Origin of the sequence: Bradyrhizobium sp. 930_D9_N1_4 (assembly GCF_052076015.1) — a bacterium.
In the GTDB taxonomy this organism is placed as follows: domain Bacteria; phylum Pseudomonadota; class Alphaproteobacteria; order Rhizobiales; family Xanthobacteraceae; genus Bradyrhizobium.
Map to the genome: position 1 here is coordinate 4,676,498 of NZ_CP197236.1, position 15,618 is coordinate 4,692,115.

At 63.0% G+C, this 15,618-nt stretch carries 7 protein-coding genes; 1 reads left to right on the plus strand and 6 read right to left on the minus strand.

The window, feature by feature from the left end; translation table 11 throughout:
• Nucleotides 1-19 precede the first annotated feature (19 nt).
• Nucleotides 20-490, minus strand: coding sequence for a 30S ribosomal protein S7 (gene rpsG, locus AB7532_RS22245; protein ID WP_212235938.1), 471 nt, complete (start codon nucleotides 488-490; stop codon nucleotides 20-22).
• A 15-nt stretch (nucleotides 491-505) separates the two neighbouring features.
• Nucleotides 506-877, minus strand: coding sequence for a 30S ribosomal protein S12 (gene rpsL / locus AB7532_RS22250; RefSeq protein ID WP_007603006.1), 372 nt, complete (start codon nucleotides 875-877; stop codon nucleotides 506-508).
• Nucleotides 878-1,562: 685 nt separating this feature from the next.
• Here rpsL and AB7532_RS22255 point away from each other — a divergent pair.
• Nucleotides 1,563-2,798: an FAD-dependent oxidoreductase gene (locus AB7532_RS22255; RefSeq protein WP_441236854.1), complete on the plus strand. Its 1,236-nt coding sequence runs from the start codon at nucleotides 1,563-1,565 to the stop codon at nucleotides 2,796-2,798.
• On the opposite strand, the gene AB7532_RS22260 is transcribed toward AB7532_RS22255, so the two are convergent.
• The 4 genes from AB7532_RS22260 to rpoB all read right to left on the minus strand — a co-directional run bounded on the left by AB7532_RS22260 (nucleotide 2,729) and on the right by rpoB (nucleotide 15,580).
• Nucleotides 2,729-4,747 (minus strand): ABC transporter ATP-binding protein, encoded by a 2,019-nt coding sequence (locus AB7532_RS22260; RefSeq protein ID WP_441236855.1) that lies wholly within the window; start codon nucleotides 4,745-4,747, stop codon nucleotides 2,729-2,731. The two genes, AB7532_RS22255 and AB7532_RS22260, sit on opposite strands and share 70 nt — an antisense overlap.
• 131 nt (nucleotides 4,748-4,878) lie before the next feature.
• Nucleotides 4,879-6,942: an FAD-dependent oxidoreductase gene (locus tag AB7532_RS22265; RefSeq protein ID WP_441236856.1), complete on the minus strand. Its 2,064-nt coding sequence runs from the start codon at nucleotides 6,940-6,942 to the stop codon at nucleotides 4,879-4,881.
• A 193-nt stretch (nucleotides 6,943-7,135) separates the two neighbouring features.
• The gene (gene rpoC / locus AB7532_RS22270; protein ID WP_441236857.1) at nucleotides 7,136-11,332 is read right to left on the minus strand and encodes a DNA-directed RNA polymerase subunit beta'; all 4,197 of its coding nucleotides are present in this window, start codon (nucleotides 11,330-11,332) and stop codon (nucleotides 7,136-7,138) included.
• Between the two features lie 129 nt (nucleotides 11,333-11,461).
• Nucleotides 11,462-15,580: a DNA-directed RNA polymerase subunit beta gene (gene rpoB / locus AB7532_RS22275; RefSeq protein ID WP_441236858.1), complete on the minus strand. Its 4,119-nt coding sequence runs from the start codon at nucleotides 15,578-15,580 to the stop codon at nucleotides 11,462-11,464.
• Nucleotides 15,581-15,618 lie beyond the last annotated feature (38 nt).

The following is a 15,618-nucleotide window of genomic DNA, read 5'->3' on the forward strand; positions in this document are numbered from 1 at the left end:
TAGATTCCGTGTGTCGCCGTTACCAGCGATAGTGCGAGAAGGCGCGGTTGGCTTCGGCCATCCGGTGCACATCTTCACGCTTCTTGACGGCGTTGCCGCGGTTGTTCGAGGCGTCCAGCAACTCGGCCGAGAGGCGCTCGGTCATCGTCTTCTCGTTGCGCTCGCGCGCAGCCGAGATCAGCCAGCGGATGCCCAGCGCCTGACGGCGCACCGAGCGAACTTCGACCGGAACCTGGTAGGTCGCACCACCGACGCGGCGGGAGCGCACTTCGATCGTCGGCATGACGTTCTCGAGCGCCTGCTCGAACACGCCGAGCGGGTTCTGCTTGGTCTTGGATTCGATGATGCCGAATGCACCGTAGACGATGCCTTCCGCGACCGACTTCTTGCCGGCGTACATCACCGAGTTCATGAACTTGGTGACGATGATGTTCCCGAACTTCGGATCGGGAAGAACTTCGCGCTTTTCCGCTGAGTGGCGACGAGACATGGAGCTGGTTCCCGCTTACTTCGGACGCTTCGCGCCGTACTTCGAACGACGCTGCTTACGGTTCTTGACGCCCTGGGTATCCAGAACGCCGCGGAGGATGTGGTAGCGCACGCCGGGCAAATCCTTGACGCGGCCGCCGCGGATCATGACCACCGAGTGCTCCTGAAGGTTATGGCCTTCACCCGGGATGTAGCCGATCACCTCGAAGCCGTTGGTCAGGCGCACCTTGGCAACCTTACGAAGCGCCGAGTTCGGCTTCTTCGGGGTCGTGGTGTAGACGCGGGTGCAAACACCACGCTTCTGCGGCGACTGCTGCAGCGCCGGCACCTTCTTGCGCGACTTCTGCACTTCACGCGGTTGAGCGATCAGCTGGTTGATCGTCGGCATCCTGGCCTTACCCTTTGTTCTGTCGCGAGCCCTTCCGGGTCCGCTGTCTTGCCGCGGACCGTTGCCGGAACCGCAATTCTTTCGAGCTACCCGCTCGACGGAGCGCCTCGCACGGAACAATCCGCACAAAGCGAAATTGCGCCAACCACTCCATCACTGAGCGGAAAGCGTTTCGACGCCACAGAGGACCGCAGTATTGAGGCCGATCAGCATAAAGCCGCGGCCCGCGCACTGAGGTCATGCATCCGAATTCGATCTCAAGAGAACAAGCTCAAGAGAACTAGAATCGCACTGGCATTGCCTAGCTATGATCGACAGCGTTTGAGCGGCATTCGTCGAGGTTGGTGCCCGCTTTAAACGACCCTTTGGAGATCAAACTCTTGGGGATCAGCGAGTGGCCCGTTCCGACGTTGGCGATGCTCACCGCCTGTCGTGTAAGTGAGGCGCTTTCTATAAGTGAGAATCGATCAAGTCAAGGCGAAACGACAGTCGGAAAACGCTTCTGGCGCCTGTCAAAATCGTCGTTTGCCCGCACTTGCTGCGCGTCCTGCATATGGCCACGAGACGCCTGTTCCGCCAGTAGGCAAACTATTTATAGCCGGGTAAAATATACTTTTATAACCCCTGCTAAGGCTTTTTTTCCTGTTGATGCGTCAAACTGCCGCCTTCGGCAGAGATTTGCGTCATGCGGTATACCGACATTGCCATTATCGGCGGAGGACTCTCGGGCTCGACCGCCGCCGCAATGCTCGGCCGTGCCGGCATTTCGGCGGTGCTGATCGACCCGCATGAGAGCTATCCGGCGGACTTTCGGGTCGAAAAACTCAGCGGCCACGTGCAGGTCGAGCGATTCCTGAGGACGGGAATCGGAGAATCGGTGCTGCGCCGCGCGACCTTTGCCGGCGAGAACTGGATCGCGCGCTTCGGCCACCTCCTCGACAAGGCACCAAGCCGGCAGTTCAACATCCTCTACGATTCGCTCGTTAACGCTGTCCGGGACGAAATCCCTGAAACCGTCGCGCGCATCTGCGCCAAGGCGATTTCGGTCGAGACCAGCCCGGACCGACAAAAGGTCACGCTCTCCAATGACGAGACGATCTCGGCCCGCCTGGTGGTGCTCGCCAACGGACTGAACGTCGGCCTGCGCCACCAGCTCGGCATCGCCCGGCGAATCGTCAGCGCCTGCCATTCGATCTCGGTCGGGTTCGACGTGGTGCCGGCGGGGCGGACTTCGTTCGATTTCCCGGCGCTGACCTATTTCTCGGAACGGCCGAGCGACCGGATCCCCTACATCACGCTGTTTCCGGTCGGCACGCGGATGCGCGCCAACCTGTTCGTCTATCGCGGCTTCGACGATCCATGGTTGCGCGAGCTGCGCCGCGCGCCGGCCGAGACGCTGAACGCCGCCCTGCCCCGGCTCAAGCGCATCACCGGCGCCTTCGACATTCCCGGCGAACTGAAGATTCGCCCGGTCGATCTCTATGTGAATGACGCAAGCGGCCAGCCCGGCCTGGTGCTGGTGGGCGATGCGTTTGCGACCTCCTGCCCTGCCGCCGGCACCGGCTGCGACAAGGTCTTCACCGACGTCGAGCGGCTCTGCAACCTCTACATCCCGCAATGGCTCGCTTCCGACGGGATGGATACGGGCAAGATCGCCGCGTTCTATGCCGATCCGGTCAAGCGGGACTGCGACGAATGGTCGGCAGCGAAGGCGTTCGACTTCCGCTCGGTCTCGATCAGCACGAGCCCCTACTGGACGGCACAGCGCTGGGCTCGCTTCGTCGCCTGGTCGGTTCAGGGGCTATTGCGGCCGCTTGGAGGGGCCGTCCATCTGGAGCCGAACTTCCTCGGTCACTCCTCCTCGTCTTCGTCCTCATCGTCCTCGTCGAGGTCGTCATCGTCGCTGTCGTCGTCAGCCTGAGCCACCGCACCGTGCGGCTGGTGGGTCTGATCGTTCCAGAGATTGCGGTAGGTGCCGTTCTTCGCCAGCAGCTGGGCATGCGAACCGCGCTCGATCGCCCTGCCCCCCGAAATCACGATGATTTCGTCCATCTCGACCACTGAGCTCAGACGATGGGTCGACCAGATCATGGTGCGGCCCTTGGCGACCTTGAGCAGCGTGCGGTTGATTGCGGCCTCCGTGGTCTGGTCGAGCGCCGAAGTCGCCTCGTCGAGCAGCAGCACGGACGGATTGCGGATGACAGCGCGTGCGATCGCGATGCGCTGGCGCTGGCCGCCCGACAAGGTATCGCCGCGCTCGCCGACCGGCGTGTCGTAGCGCTGCGGCAGGCTCATGATGTAGCGATGGATCTCGGCCTTTTTGGCGGCCTCCTCGACCTCCTCGTCGGTCGCGCCTTCCTTGCCGAGCCGGATGTTTTCGCGGATCGACATGTTGAACAGCATGTTCTCCTGGAACACGACCGCCATGCTCCGGCGCAGCGAATCCAGCGTCACCTTGCGCACGTCGACGCCGTCGATGGTGACGCGGCCATCGTCGGGCACGTAGAGCCGCAGGATCAGATTGAGCAGCGTGCTCTTGCCGGAGCCCGAGGGGCCGACGATGGCGATGCGCTTGCCGACATTGAGCTTGAGGCTGAGATTGTCCAGTACCGGCGTCTGGCTGCCTTCGTACTGGAAGGTGACGTGATCGAAGGTGATGTCGTTGGTGATGCGCGGAAGGTCGGGTGCGCCGGGACGATCAGCGCTGCGCGTCGGCTCGTCCAGCAGCTCCTGCATGTGACGGATCGCGGCGGCCGAGGAAATCGACACCGGAACGAAGTGCATCACATGGGCGATGTTGTAGGAGACCTCCCAGAACGCACTCTCGAAGGTGACGAAGGTGCCGATCGTGATCTGGCCCTTGGTCGCGAGATACGCGCCGATCGCGAGCACGACGAGGTGCAGCATCAGCACCGAGATGGTGACGGTCCGCTCCACCATGGTCGACAGGAACGTGGCCGAGGCGATCTTGTTGCGGGTCTCGTCGTTGCGGAACTTGAAAAAGCCGAACATCTTGCGCTGCAGGCTGAACGCCTTGATCACGGCCTGCGCCGCCACGTTCTCCTGCACCATTCCGAGCAGCGCGCTCTCGTTCTGCTTCTGCTCGTAATTGGCCTGCACCGCTTTCGGGGTCAGGATGCGCGGACCGATCAGCGTGATGGGGAACACGAGCAGCGCGACCGCCGCGAGCTGCCAGTTCAGGAACACCATCAGGATGATGCCGGCGATCAATTCGAGGAACGGCAGCGCCGCGCTGTTGGCGAAAGTTTTGACCGAGCCCTCGAAGGCAGCCTGGTCGACGGAGAAGCGCGACAGGATCTCACCACGCTTGGTGCGGCCGAAATAAGCCGCCGGCAGGTCCTGGACATGATCGAACAGGCGCTTGCGGACATCGGAGATAACGCAGGCCGCCAGCCGCGCGTCCCAGCGTTCGTACCAGACCGCGACGATCGAGGTGAAGATGCCGGCGACCGCGAGCACGCCGAGGATCTTGTACAGCGCCTGGAAATCCTCCTCGCCGAGCGCGTCGTCGATCAGGTATTTCAGGCTGAGCGGCATGATGACGTTGAACAGCGTCTCGACGAAGACGCCGAACGCCACGAATGACAGCATCCGCTTGTAGTTGACGAGGAAGGGTTTGACGAAACCCAGGATGGTCGCGAGCGCGCCCGCGGCCTCGCGCGCGGTAAAGACGACGAGGTCCTCGTCCTCATCGTCGTCGTCATCGAGCTCCAGCTCGTCATCCTCCTCGTCTTCGTCGTCCTCGTCGGCTTCGAGGTCCGGTTTGGCGGGGGCGAGCTTGTCGTCGAGCTCGGCCGCCTCTTCCGCGGCGAGCTTCTGTTTGTCGGGCGGAAGGGGCTTGGACGCCATGAAACCAACGGATGCTGACGGCCGGTATGACCGCAGAGAAAGCAGGGAATAGCGGCAACCGCTATCGCACCGATTCTATGCGATCAGAATGAATTCGGCAAAACAATTGGCTGTGCCGGCTCGCCCTGCGGCTAGTCCTCGTCCTCGTCCTCGACCTTGTCGAAGAACGAATAACGCAGGCTGTCGGCGTCCGCGTACCACTGGCCCGGGCCCTTGTTGGCGGCGAGCGTCGCCTCCCAGAGCGCATCGGTGCAGTCCTTGCGGTGCATCGACAGGTCGAAGCCGTTGCCGAAGAACAGCTCGGACCATTCCCACCAGGTGCCGAGCTTCCTGACCCCGCGCAACAGGTCGTAGCGGTCGATCACCGCTGAAGCCATGTCCGAGGTGATCGAGCCGAACACGAGGCCGGTCTTGACCACGCGGTTGAGCTCGCGGATGGCGCGGACCACCTGCTTCGGGGCAATGTGGCAGAGGCTGGTCTCGAACACGAAATCGAAGGCGCCGTCCTTGAACGGCATGTCGGTGATCGAACCGAGCTTGTTGTATTTCCTCAGCGCCTTCGGCGTTTTCGCGTGGATGGCGCGATTGTTCTCGATGCCCCAGGCATCGATGCCGCGATCGCGCAGCGCGCCGACCAGCTCGCCGCTGGCCGAGCCCGCGACCAGCAGCTTGGCACCCTTGGCCCTGCCCCAGACGATACCGATCAGCTTTGTCAGATAGTCGGGATCGGTGAAGTGCCGCCATGCCTCGCTATAGGGACCGAGGCCGCGATAATCCTCGAAATAGTCGCGGTCGATCTTGTCCGAGACCGGCTGCCCCTCCTCCTGCGCGCGCTCGCGGCGCAGGCGCATCATCTCGGTGAGGATGATATCGGTCGCGGCATCCGAAGAATCGAGCAGGCCGTTCAGCGTGGAGTCGAACAGATAGTCGCCGACCACCACGATGCCGGGATGCTCCTTCGGCTCGGGGCGATGGTTGGTCATGACGTCGCGCACCGGCAGGCCGCCCGGAATTGCGTTCACCGACGACAGCCAGCGATGGGTCTTGCCTTCCACGAAATGCGCACGGGCGTCGCCGAGCGAAGCCGGCAGCGATTTCAGCGCGGCGTCGAACAGTTCCTGGTCCGACAGATTGGCGAAGGCCAGCGCGTCGGAGCCCGGGATAAGCCAGTTCAGGACGCCGTGCTTGCCGACATCGTGGCGCGCGCCTTCGTTGTAGACGCAGCAGCCGCCGAAGGCCTCCGACATGAACCAGGCGCCGGGAATCTTTTCGCCCCAGAACGGGGAATCGAACAGGATCGAGACGCGCAGATAATGCGCGGGACGGTCGAAATACGAGACGTGCTTGACCATCGATTTGCGCAGCTGCTCGCCTTCCCAGCCGACGGTCGAGAGCCAGGAATGCGGCAGGCACATCAGCACGAGATCGAAGTCGCGCGTCTCCGGCCCCTTGCCGTTCATCATCTTGAGCTGATAGCGGCCGGTCGGCGCCTTGCCGACGGTGAGCACACGATGATTGAGCTGGATGTCGGCATTCACCTCCGACTGGAGGCACTCGATCAGCTGCTCGTTGCCGTTCTGGATGGAGTAGAGGCCGATATAGCCGTCGACATCCATCAGATAGTTCTTGAGCGCGTTGAGGCCATTGGTGTTGTGGCTCTCGGTCGCGAGGTCCGAGCGTGCCATGACCTTGAAGAAGCGCTTGGCGGTCTCGTCCTCGACCTCCTCGTCGAGCACCTGCTCGGCGGTCTTGTAGGCCCAGGGGTTCTCGTTGTCGTGGGCGCCGACGCCTTCGTAATATTCGATCGGCGACATCGCCTCGGCACAGCGTTTGCGGAACGCCTCGATCGCGGCTGCGGTCCTGGCGCCGTATTTGCGGCGCATGCCGGCGACGTCGTTGAGCAGCTCGCCGCCGAACTGCACCTGCTCGGCGTCCATCGGAATCGTCTGCAGGCCGAAATGCTGGATCAGCTCGCGCAGCGGATCGGGACCCGTCATCGAGTAATCGTAGATCTCGGCAACACCGGCCTCGTACATGGCGGGCGCGGAATCGAATTTGCGCGTGACGATCTTGCCGCCGAGCCGGTCGGACGCCTCGTAGATGGTGATGCGGCAGAGGTCGCCGAGTTTCTTCTTCAGATACCAGGCGCTCATCAGCCCGCCGGGGCCGCCGCCTACGATTGCGAGATCAAGCATGAGAGTTCCGTGGTCTCCGGCCCTGCCCCCGTCACGGGATCCACCGGTCTAAGCTCCCCTAGCAGAAGCGCTTTTACGGCTGAAGGGAAGATGAACAAAGGTTGATCCCGCACCGCAACAGGGAAACAAAGCAGCAAAAAGGCCGGCTTGCGCCGGCCTTTTCATTGTCCTCGGTATTCCTACGGATGAACGATCATTCCGCAGGCGGCAGCGCAGGAAGCTCCGCTTCCGGCGCGGGCGACACGACGGCCGCCTGCTTCTCGCGCTCGTCCAGGATCATCTTGTCGCGCTTCATCGCGACTTCGCGGATCTTGGCCATGGAGGCACCGGTGCCCGCCGGGATCAGCCGGCCGACGATGACGTTCTCCTTGAGGCCTTCGAGCGGATCGACCTTGCCGTTGACCGCCGCTTCCGTGAGGACGCGGGTGGTCTCCTGGAACGAGGCCGCCGAGAAGAAGGAGCGGGTCTGGAGGCTCGCCTTGGTGATGCCGAGCAGAACCGGCGTACCCGTGGCGATCTTCTTGCCCTCTTCCTTGGTCTTCTCGTTGATCGCGTCGAACTCGATCTTGTCGATCTGCTCGCCGGAGATCATGTCCGTGTCGCCCTGGTCGGTGACTTCCACCTTCTGGAGCATCTGACGGACAATCACCTCGATGTGCTTGTCGTTGATGAGCACGCCCTGGAGCCGGTAGACCTCCTGGATTTCGTTGACCAGATAGGCCGCGAGCTCCTCGATGCCCTTGACCGCAAGGATGTCATGCGGCGCCGGGTTGCCTTCCACGATGAAGTCGCCCTTTTCGACGACGTCGCCGTCCTGAAGGTGGATGTGCTTGCCCTTCGGGATCAGGTACTCGCGCGCCTCGTCGGTCTTGTCCATCGGCTCGATCGAGATGCGACGCTTGTTCTTGTAGTCGCGTCCGAACCGGATGGTGCCCGAGATTTCGGCGATGATCGCCGCATCCTTCGGGCGACGTGCCTCGAACAGTTCCGCCACCCGCGGCAGACCGCCGGTGATGTCACGCGTCTTGGCGCTTTCGGTCGAGACACGGGCGAGGATGTCACCCGCCTGGACCTTGGCTCCGATGTCGACCGACAGAATGCCGTCGACCGACAGCATGTAGCGAGCATCGCCGCCACGGGCGAGCTTGAGCACCTTGCCGTCCTTGCCCTTGACCACGATGGCGGGACGCAGGTCCCCGCCGCCGCGCGTCGAGCGCCAGTCGATGACCACGCGCTTGGCGATACCGGTGGCCTCGTCGAGCGTTTCAGTGATCGACAGGCCCTCGACCAGGTCCTCGAAGCCGATGGTGCCTTCCACTTCGGTGAGAAGCGGACGGGTATACGGGTCCCACTCGACGATGCGCTGGCCGCGCTTGACGGTGTCGCCCTCGTCGATGTGCAGACGCGAGCCGTACTGGACACGGTGCGTCGCACGCTCGGTGCCGTCGGCATCGACGATTGCCACCACCATGTTGCGGACCATTGCGACCAGGTGACCTTCGCTGTTGCGGGCGATGGCCTTGTTCCTGATCACGATCTTGCCGTCGAAATTGGCTTCGACGAACGACTGCTCGTTGAGCTGCGCCGCACCACCGATGTGGAAGGTGCGCATGGTGAGCTGGGTGCCCGGCTCGCCGATCGACTGCGCCGCGATGACGCCGACCGCTTCGCCGTGGTTGACCGGCGTGCCGCGGGCGAGGTCGCGGCCGTAGCACTTGCCGCAGATGCCGTTGACGAGTTCGCAGGTCAGTGCCGAGCGGATCTTCACCTCCTGCACGCCACCCTGCTGGATGGCGTCCAGATGGCTCTCTTCCATCAGCGTATCGCGCTTGATGATCACCTTGCCCGAGCTGTCGCGGATGTCGTCGCAGGCCGTGCGTCCGAGGATGCGCGAACCGAGCGAAGCAACCACGGTGCCGGCATCGACGATGGCGCGCATCTTGATGCCGAGCTTGGTGCCGCAGTCGGACTGCGTGATGATGCAGTCCTGCGCCACGTCGACGAGACGACGGGTCAGGTAGCCCGAGTTCGCGGTCTTCAACGCCGTGTCCGCGAGACCCTTGCGGGCGCCGTGGGTCGAGTTGAAGTACTCGAGAACCGAGAGGCCTTCCTTGAAGTTCGAGATGATCGGCGTCTCGATGATCTCACCCGACGGCTTGGCCATCAGGCCGCGCATGCCGGCAAGCTGGCGCATCTGGGCCGGCGAACCGCGGGCGCCGGAGTGAGCCATCATGTAGATCGAGTTGATGTCGGCATCCGCTCCACTCGCCGTCTTCTTGGTGGAGGAGATCTCCTTCATCATCGCCTTGGCGATTTCTTCAGTGGCCTTCGACCAGGCGTCGACGACCTTGTTGTACTTCTCGCCATGGGTGATCAGGCCGTCGTTGTACTGCTGCTCGAAATCCTTCGCCAGCGTACGGGTGGTGTCGACGATCTTCCACTTGGCGTGCGGCACGACCATGTCGTCCTTGCCGAACGAGATGCCGGCCTTGAACGCGTTGTAGAAGCCGAGCGCCATGATGCGGTCGCAGAAGATCACCGTCTCCTTCTGACCGCAGTGACGATAGACCTGGTCGATGACGCCCGAGATCTCGCGCTTGGTCATCAGCTTGTTGATGATCTCGTACGGGACCCGCTGGTTCTTCGGCAGCAGATTGCCCAGCATGACGCGGCCAGCGGTGGTCTCGATCCAGCGCTTGGTGATCTTGCCGGTCTCGTCGATGCCTTCCCAACGGTACTTGATCTTGGTGTGGAGGTGGATGACCTTCGCATGCAGGGCGTGCTCGAGCTCGGCCATCTCGCCAAACACCTTGCCCTCGCCGGGCAGGCCTTCGCGCATGATCGAGACGTAGTAGAGACCCAGCACGATGTCCTGCGACGGCACGATGATCGGCTGACCGTTCGCGGGATGCAGGATGTTGTTGGTCGACATCATCAGGACGCGCGCTTCCAGCTGCGCTTCGAGCGACAGCGGAACGTGCACGGCCATCTGGTCGCCGTCGAAGTCGGCGTTGAAAGCCGAGCAGACCAGCGGGTGAAGCTGGATCGCCTTGCCCTCGATCAGCACGGGCTCGAACGCCTGGATGCCGAGACGATGCAGCGTCGGTGCGCGGTTGAGCAGCACGGGATGCTCGCGGATGACCTCGTCCAGGATGTCCCAGACCTCGGGCCGCTCCTTCTCGACCAGCTTCTTGGCCTGCTTCACCGTGGTGGACAGACCCTTGGCGTCAAGCCGCGAATAGATGAACGGCTTGAACAGCTCGAGCGCCATCTTCTTCGGCAGGCCGCACTGATGCAGGCGCAGCTCGGGACCGACCACGATCACCGAACGGCCCGAATAGTCGACGCGCTTGCCGAGCAGGTTCTGACGGAAGCGGCCCTGCTTGCCCTTGAGCATGTCGGCGAGCGACTTCAGCGGGCGCTTGTTGGCACCCGTGATGACGCGGCCGCGGCGGCCGTTGTCGAACAGCGCATCCACCGCTTCTTGAAGCATGCGCTTCTCGTTGCGGATAATGATGTCAGGCGCGCGCAGCTCCATCAGCCGCTTCAAGCGGTTGTTGCGGTTGATGACGCGGCGGTAGAGGTCGTTGAGGTCCGAGGTCGCGAAGCGGCCGCCGTCGAGCGGCACCAGCGGACGCAGGTCCGGCGGGATCACCGGGACCACGGTCATGATCATCCATTCCGGCTTGTTGCCGGAGTGGCGGAACGCTTCCACGATCTTCAGGCGCTTGGCGAGCTTCTTGTGCTTGATGTCGGAGTCGGTCTCCTGCATCTCCAGGCGCAAGGTGGCTTCGAGCTTCTCGAGGTCCATGCCCTTGAGCAGCTCGCGGATCGCCTCGGCGCCGATCATGGCGGTGAAGGAATCCTGGCCGTACTCGTCCTGCGCCTTCAGGTACTCGTCTTCCGACAGCAGCTGACGGTCCTTGAGCGCGGTGAGACCCGGCTCGAGAACGACGTAATATTCGAAGTAGAGGATCCGCTCGAGATCCTTCAGCGTCATGTCCAGCAGAAGGCCGATGCGCGAGGGCAGCGACTTCAGGAACCAGATGTGGGCGACGGGGGCAGCGAGCTCGATATGGCCCATGCGCTCGCGCCGGACGCGCGACAGCGTGACCTCGACCGAGCACTTCTCGCAGATGATGCCCTTGTACTTCATGCGCTTGTACTTGCCGCACAAGCACTCGTAATCCTTGATCGGCCCGAAGATGCGGGCGCAGAACAGGCCGTCGCGCTCGGGCTTGAAGGTACGGTAGTTGATGGTCTCCGGCTTCTTGATCTCGCCGTAGGACCAGGACAGAATCTTCTCCGGGGACGCGATCGAAATCCGGATCTGGTCGAAGACCTGAGCCGGTGTCGTCGGGTTAAAGAGATTCATAATTTCTTGGTTCATCGTCTTCTCCTCGCAGACCGGTCGCCTCCGGCCGCAAATTCGAAAATCACTTTAGCGGGGCGCCCTGCCCTCAAGGCATCGGGAGGGGCGCCAATGCCCGGCCGTGAAGGCCGGGCATGAAAGGTCGTGTTACTCGGCCGCTTCCGACGTCGACGCCGGTCCGACCTTGGAGTTGTGCAGGTCGACGTTGAGGCCGAGCGAGCGCATTTCCTTGACCAGCACGTTGAACGATTCCGGGATACCGGCCTCGAACGTGTCGTCGCCGCGCACGATCGCCTCGTACACCTTGGTACGGCCGGCGACGTCGTCCGACTTCACCGTCAGCATTTCCTGGAGCGTGTACGCCGCGCCGTAAGCCTCGAGCGCCCACACCTCCATTTCGCCGAAACGCTGGCCGCCGAACTGCGCCTTGCCGCCCAGCGGTTGCTGGGTGACGAGCGAGTACGGACCGATCGAACGCGCGTGGATCTTGTCGTCGACGAGATGGTGCAGCTTGAGCATGTAGATGTAGCCCACCGTCACCTTCCGATCGAACGCATCGCCGGTACGGCCGTCATAGACGGTCGACTGGCCCGAAGCGTCCAGACCGGCAAGCTTCAGCATCTCCTCGATGTCGGCTTCCTTGGCGCCGTCGAACACCGGCGTCGCGATCGGCACGCCGCGGCTGAGGTTATGGCCGAGCTCGATCAACTCATTGTCGTTGAGCGACTTGATCGTCTCGTCCTCGCCGTAGACCTTCTTCAAGGTTTCCTTCAGCGGCCGGATGTCCTGCTTCGCCAAGTACGCGTCGACCGTCTGGCCGATACGCTTGCCGAGGCCGGCGCATGCCCAGCCGAGATGGGTCTCGAGGATCTGTCCGACGTTCATGCGCGAAGGCACGCCGAGCGGGTTGAGCACGATGTCGGCGTGCGTGCCGTCTTCGAGGAACGGCATGTCCTCGATCGGCACGATCTTCGACACCACGCCCTTGTTGCCGTGGCGGCCGGCCATCTTGTCGCCGGGCTGGATCTTGCGCTTCACCGCGACGAAGACCTTGACCATCTTCATCACGCCGGGCGGCAATTCGTCACCGCGCTGAAGCTTCTCGACCTTGTCGAGGAAGCGCTGTTCGAGGCCCTTCTTCGATTCGTCGTACTGCTTCCGCATGGCCTCGATTTCGGCCATCAGCTTGTCGTTCGGCGAGGCGAACAGCCACCACTGCGACTTCGGATACTCCTCGAGCACCGCACGGGTGATCTTGGTGTCCTTCTTGAAGCCCTTCGGACCGGCAATGCCCTGCCGCCCTTCGAGCAGCTCGGCAAGACGGTTGTAGACGTTGCGGTCCAGGATCGCCTGCTCGTCGTCGCGGTCCTTGGCCAGACGCTCGATCTCTTCCCGCTCGATCGCCAGTGCACGCTCGTCCTTGTCGACGCCGTGACGGTTGAACACGCGGACTTCCACGATCGTGCCCTGCACGCCCGGGGGCACGCGCAGCGAGGTATCGCGAACGTCGGAGGCCTTTTCGCCGAAGATGGCGCGCAGCAGCTTTTCTTCCGGCGTCATCGGGCTTTCGCCCTTCGGCGTGATCTTGCCGACCAGGATGTCGCCGGCGCGCACTTCCGCACCGATGTAGACGATACCGGCTTCGTCGAGGTTCTTCAGCGCTTCTTCCGACACGTTCGGAATGTCGCGGGTGATTTCCTCAGGCCCGAGCTTGGTGTCGCGGGCCATCACTTCGAACTCCTCGATGTGGATCGAGGTGAAGACGTCTTCCTTCACGATCCGCTCGGAGAGCAGGATCGAGTCTTCGAAGTTGTAGCCGTTCCACGGCATGAACGCGACGAGCACGTTGCGGCCGAGCGCGAGTTCGCCGAGATCGGTCGACGGACCGTCGGCGATGATGTCGCCCTTCTTGACGATGTCGCCGACCTTCACCAGCGGACGCTGGTTGATGCAGGTCGACTGGTTGGAGCGCTGGTACTTCATCAGGCGATAGATATCGACGCCCGACTTGGTCGGATCGAGATCTTCCGTGGCGCGGATGACGACGCGGGTCGCGTCGATCTGGTCGATCACGCCCGAGCGGCGCGCCGCGATGGCGGCACCCGAGTCACGCGCAACCACGCCTTCCATGCCGGTACCGACGAACGGCGCCTCGGCGCGAACCAGCGGCACCGCCTGGCGCTGCATGTTCGAGCCCATCAGCGCGCGGTTGGCGTCGTCGTTCTCGAGGAACGGGATCAGCGCCGCGGCCACCGAAACCAGCTGCTTCGGCGACACGTCCATGTAGTCGACCTTGTCAGGCGTCACCGGCAAGACTTCGCCGGCGTGACGGCAGACCACGAGGTCTTCGGTGAAGCGGCCCTTCGGGTCGAGCGGCACGTTGGCCTGCGCGACCGTGTAGCGGCCCTCTTCCATCGCCGAGAGGTACACGACCTCGTCGGTGACACGACCGTCCTTGACCTTGCGATAAGGCGTCTCGACGAAGCCGTACTTGTTCACGCGCGCGAAGGTCGCGAGCGAGTTGATCAGGCCGATGTTCGGACCTTCCGGCGTTTCGATCGGGCAGATACGGCCGTAGTGGGTCGGATGCACGTCGCGGACTTCGAAGCCGGCGCGCTCGCGGGTCAGACCGCCCGGTCCAAGCGCCGACAGGCGGCGCTTGTGGGTGATCTCGCTGAGCGGGTTGGTCTGGTCCATGAACTGCGAGAGCTGCGAGGAGCCGAAGAACTCGCGCACGGCGGCAGCCGCCGGCTTCGCGTTGATCAGGTCCTGCGGCATGACCGTGTCGATGTCGACCGAGGACATGCGCTCCTTGATCGCGCGCTCCATGCGCAGGAGGCCGATGCGGTACTGGTTCTCCATGAGCTCGCCGACCGAGCGCACACGGCGGTTGCCGAGATGGTCGATGTCGTCGATCTCGCCCTTGCCGTCACGCAGATCCACCAGCGTCTTGATGACGGAGAGGATGTCTTCCTTGCGCAGCGTGCGCTGGGTGTCGGGCGCATCGAGGTCGAGGCGCATGTTCATCTTGACGCGGCCGACCGCGGACAGGTCGTAACGCTCGGCGTCGAAGAACAGCGACTGGAACATCGCCTGCGCCGAATCCAGCGTCGGCGGCTCGCCCGGACGCATCACGCGGTAGATGTCGAACAGCGCGTCTTCACGCGTCATGTTCTTGTCGGCCGAGAGCGTGTTGCGGATGTAGGCGCCGACATTGACGTGGTCGATGTCGAGCAGCGGCAGGTCCTTGTAGCCCTGCTCGTTGAGGGCCTTCATGGACTTGTCGGTGATCTCTTCACCGGCTTCCGCGTGGATCTCGCCGGTCTTCGGATTGACGAGGTCCTCGGCGATGTAGTTGCCGACGAGTTCCGCATCCGACAGGCGCAGCGCCTTCAGGCCCTTCTCCTGCATCTGACGCGCACCGCGAACGGTGAGCTTCTTGCCGGCCTCGAGCACGACCTTGCCGGTGTCGGCGTCGATCAGGTCGTTGATGGTCGAGTAGCCGCGGAAACGGTTGGCGTCGAACGGAACGCGCCAGCCTTCCTTGGTCCGCTTGTACTGGATCTTCTTGTAGAACGTGGACAGGATCGCCTCGCCGTCGAGGCCGAGGGCGAACATCAGCGACGTCACCGGCAGCTTGCGGCGACGGTCGATACGCGCATAGACGATGTCCTTGGCGTCGAACTCGATGTCGAGCCAGGAGCCGCGATACGGAATCACGCGGGCAGCGAACAGCAGCTTGCCCGACGAATGGGTCTTGCCCTTGTCGTGGTCGAAGAACACGCCGGGCGAACGGTGCATCTGCGAGACGATGACGCGCTCGGTGCCGTTGACGATGAAGGTGCCGTTCATCGTCATGAGCGGGATGTCGCCCATGTAGACGTCCTGCTCCTTGATGTCCTTCACCGACTTCGCGCCGGTTTCCTCGTCGATATCGAACACGATGAGGCGCAGCGTCACCTTGAGGGGAGCCGCGAAGGTCATGCCGCGCTGGCGGCACTCGTCGACGTCGTATTTCGGCTGCTCGAACTCGTAGCGGACGAATTCCAGCATCGAGGTGCCCGAGAAGTCCGAGATCGGGAACACCGAGCGGAACACAGCCTGGAGGCCCTCGTCGAGACGCCCGCCGACGGGTTCGTCGACCATCAGGAACTGGTCATAGGACGCCTTCTGAACCTCGATGAGGTTCGGCATCTCGGCGACTTCCTTGATGTGTCCGAAGAACTTGCGAACGCGTTTGCGACCGGTGAATGTCTGCTGCGCCATCGTGGCCTCTCACTTTCGTCGCCCGCTCTGGGCGCGCC

Coding starts and splice junctions, on each gene's coding strand:
- AB7532_RS22260 (WP_441236855.1), bottom strand. CDS start 4,747: ATGGCGTCCAAGCCCCTTCCGCCCGACAAACAGAAGCTCGCCGCGGAA.
- rpoC (WP_441236857.1), bottom strand. CDS start 11,332: ATGAACCAAGAAATTATGAATCTCTTTAACCCGACGACACCGGCTCAG.
- rpsG (WP_212235938.1), bottom strand. CDS start 490: ATGTCTCGTCGCCACTCAGCGGAAAAGCGCGAAGTTCTTCCCGATCCG.
- AB7532_RS22265 (WP_441236856.1), bottom strand. CDS start 6,942: ATGCTTGATCTCGCAATCGTAGGCGGCGGCCCCGGCGGGCTGATGAGC.
- rpoB (WP_441236858.1), bottom strand. CDS start 15,580: ATGGCGCAGCAGACATTCACCGGTCGCAAACGCGTTCGCAAGTTCTTC.
- rpsL (WP_007603006.1), bottom strand. CDS start 877: ATGCCGACGATCAACCAGCTGATCGCTCAACCGCGTGAAGTGCAGAAG.
- AB7532_RS22255 (WP_441236854.1), top strand. CDS start 1,563: ATGCGGTATACCGACATTGCCATTATCGGCGGAGGACTCTCGGGCTCG.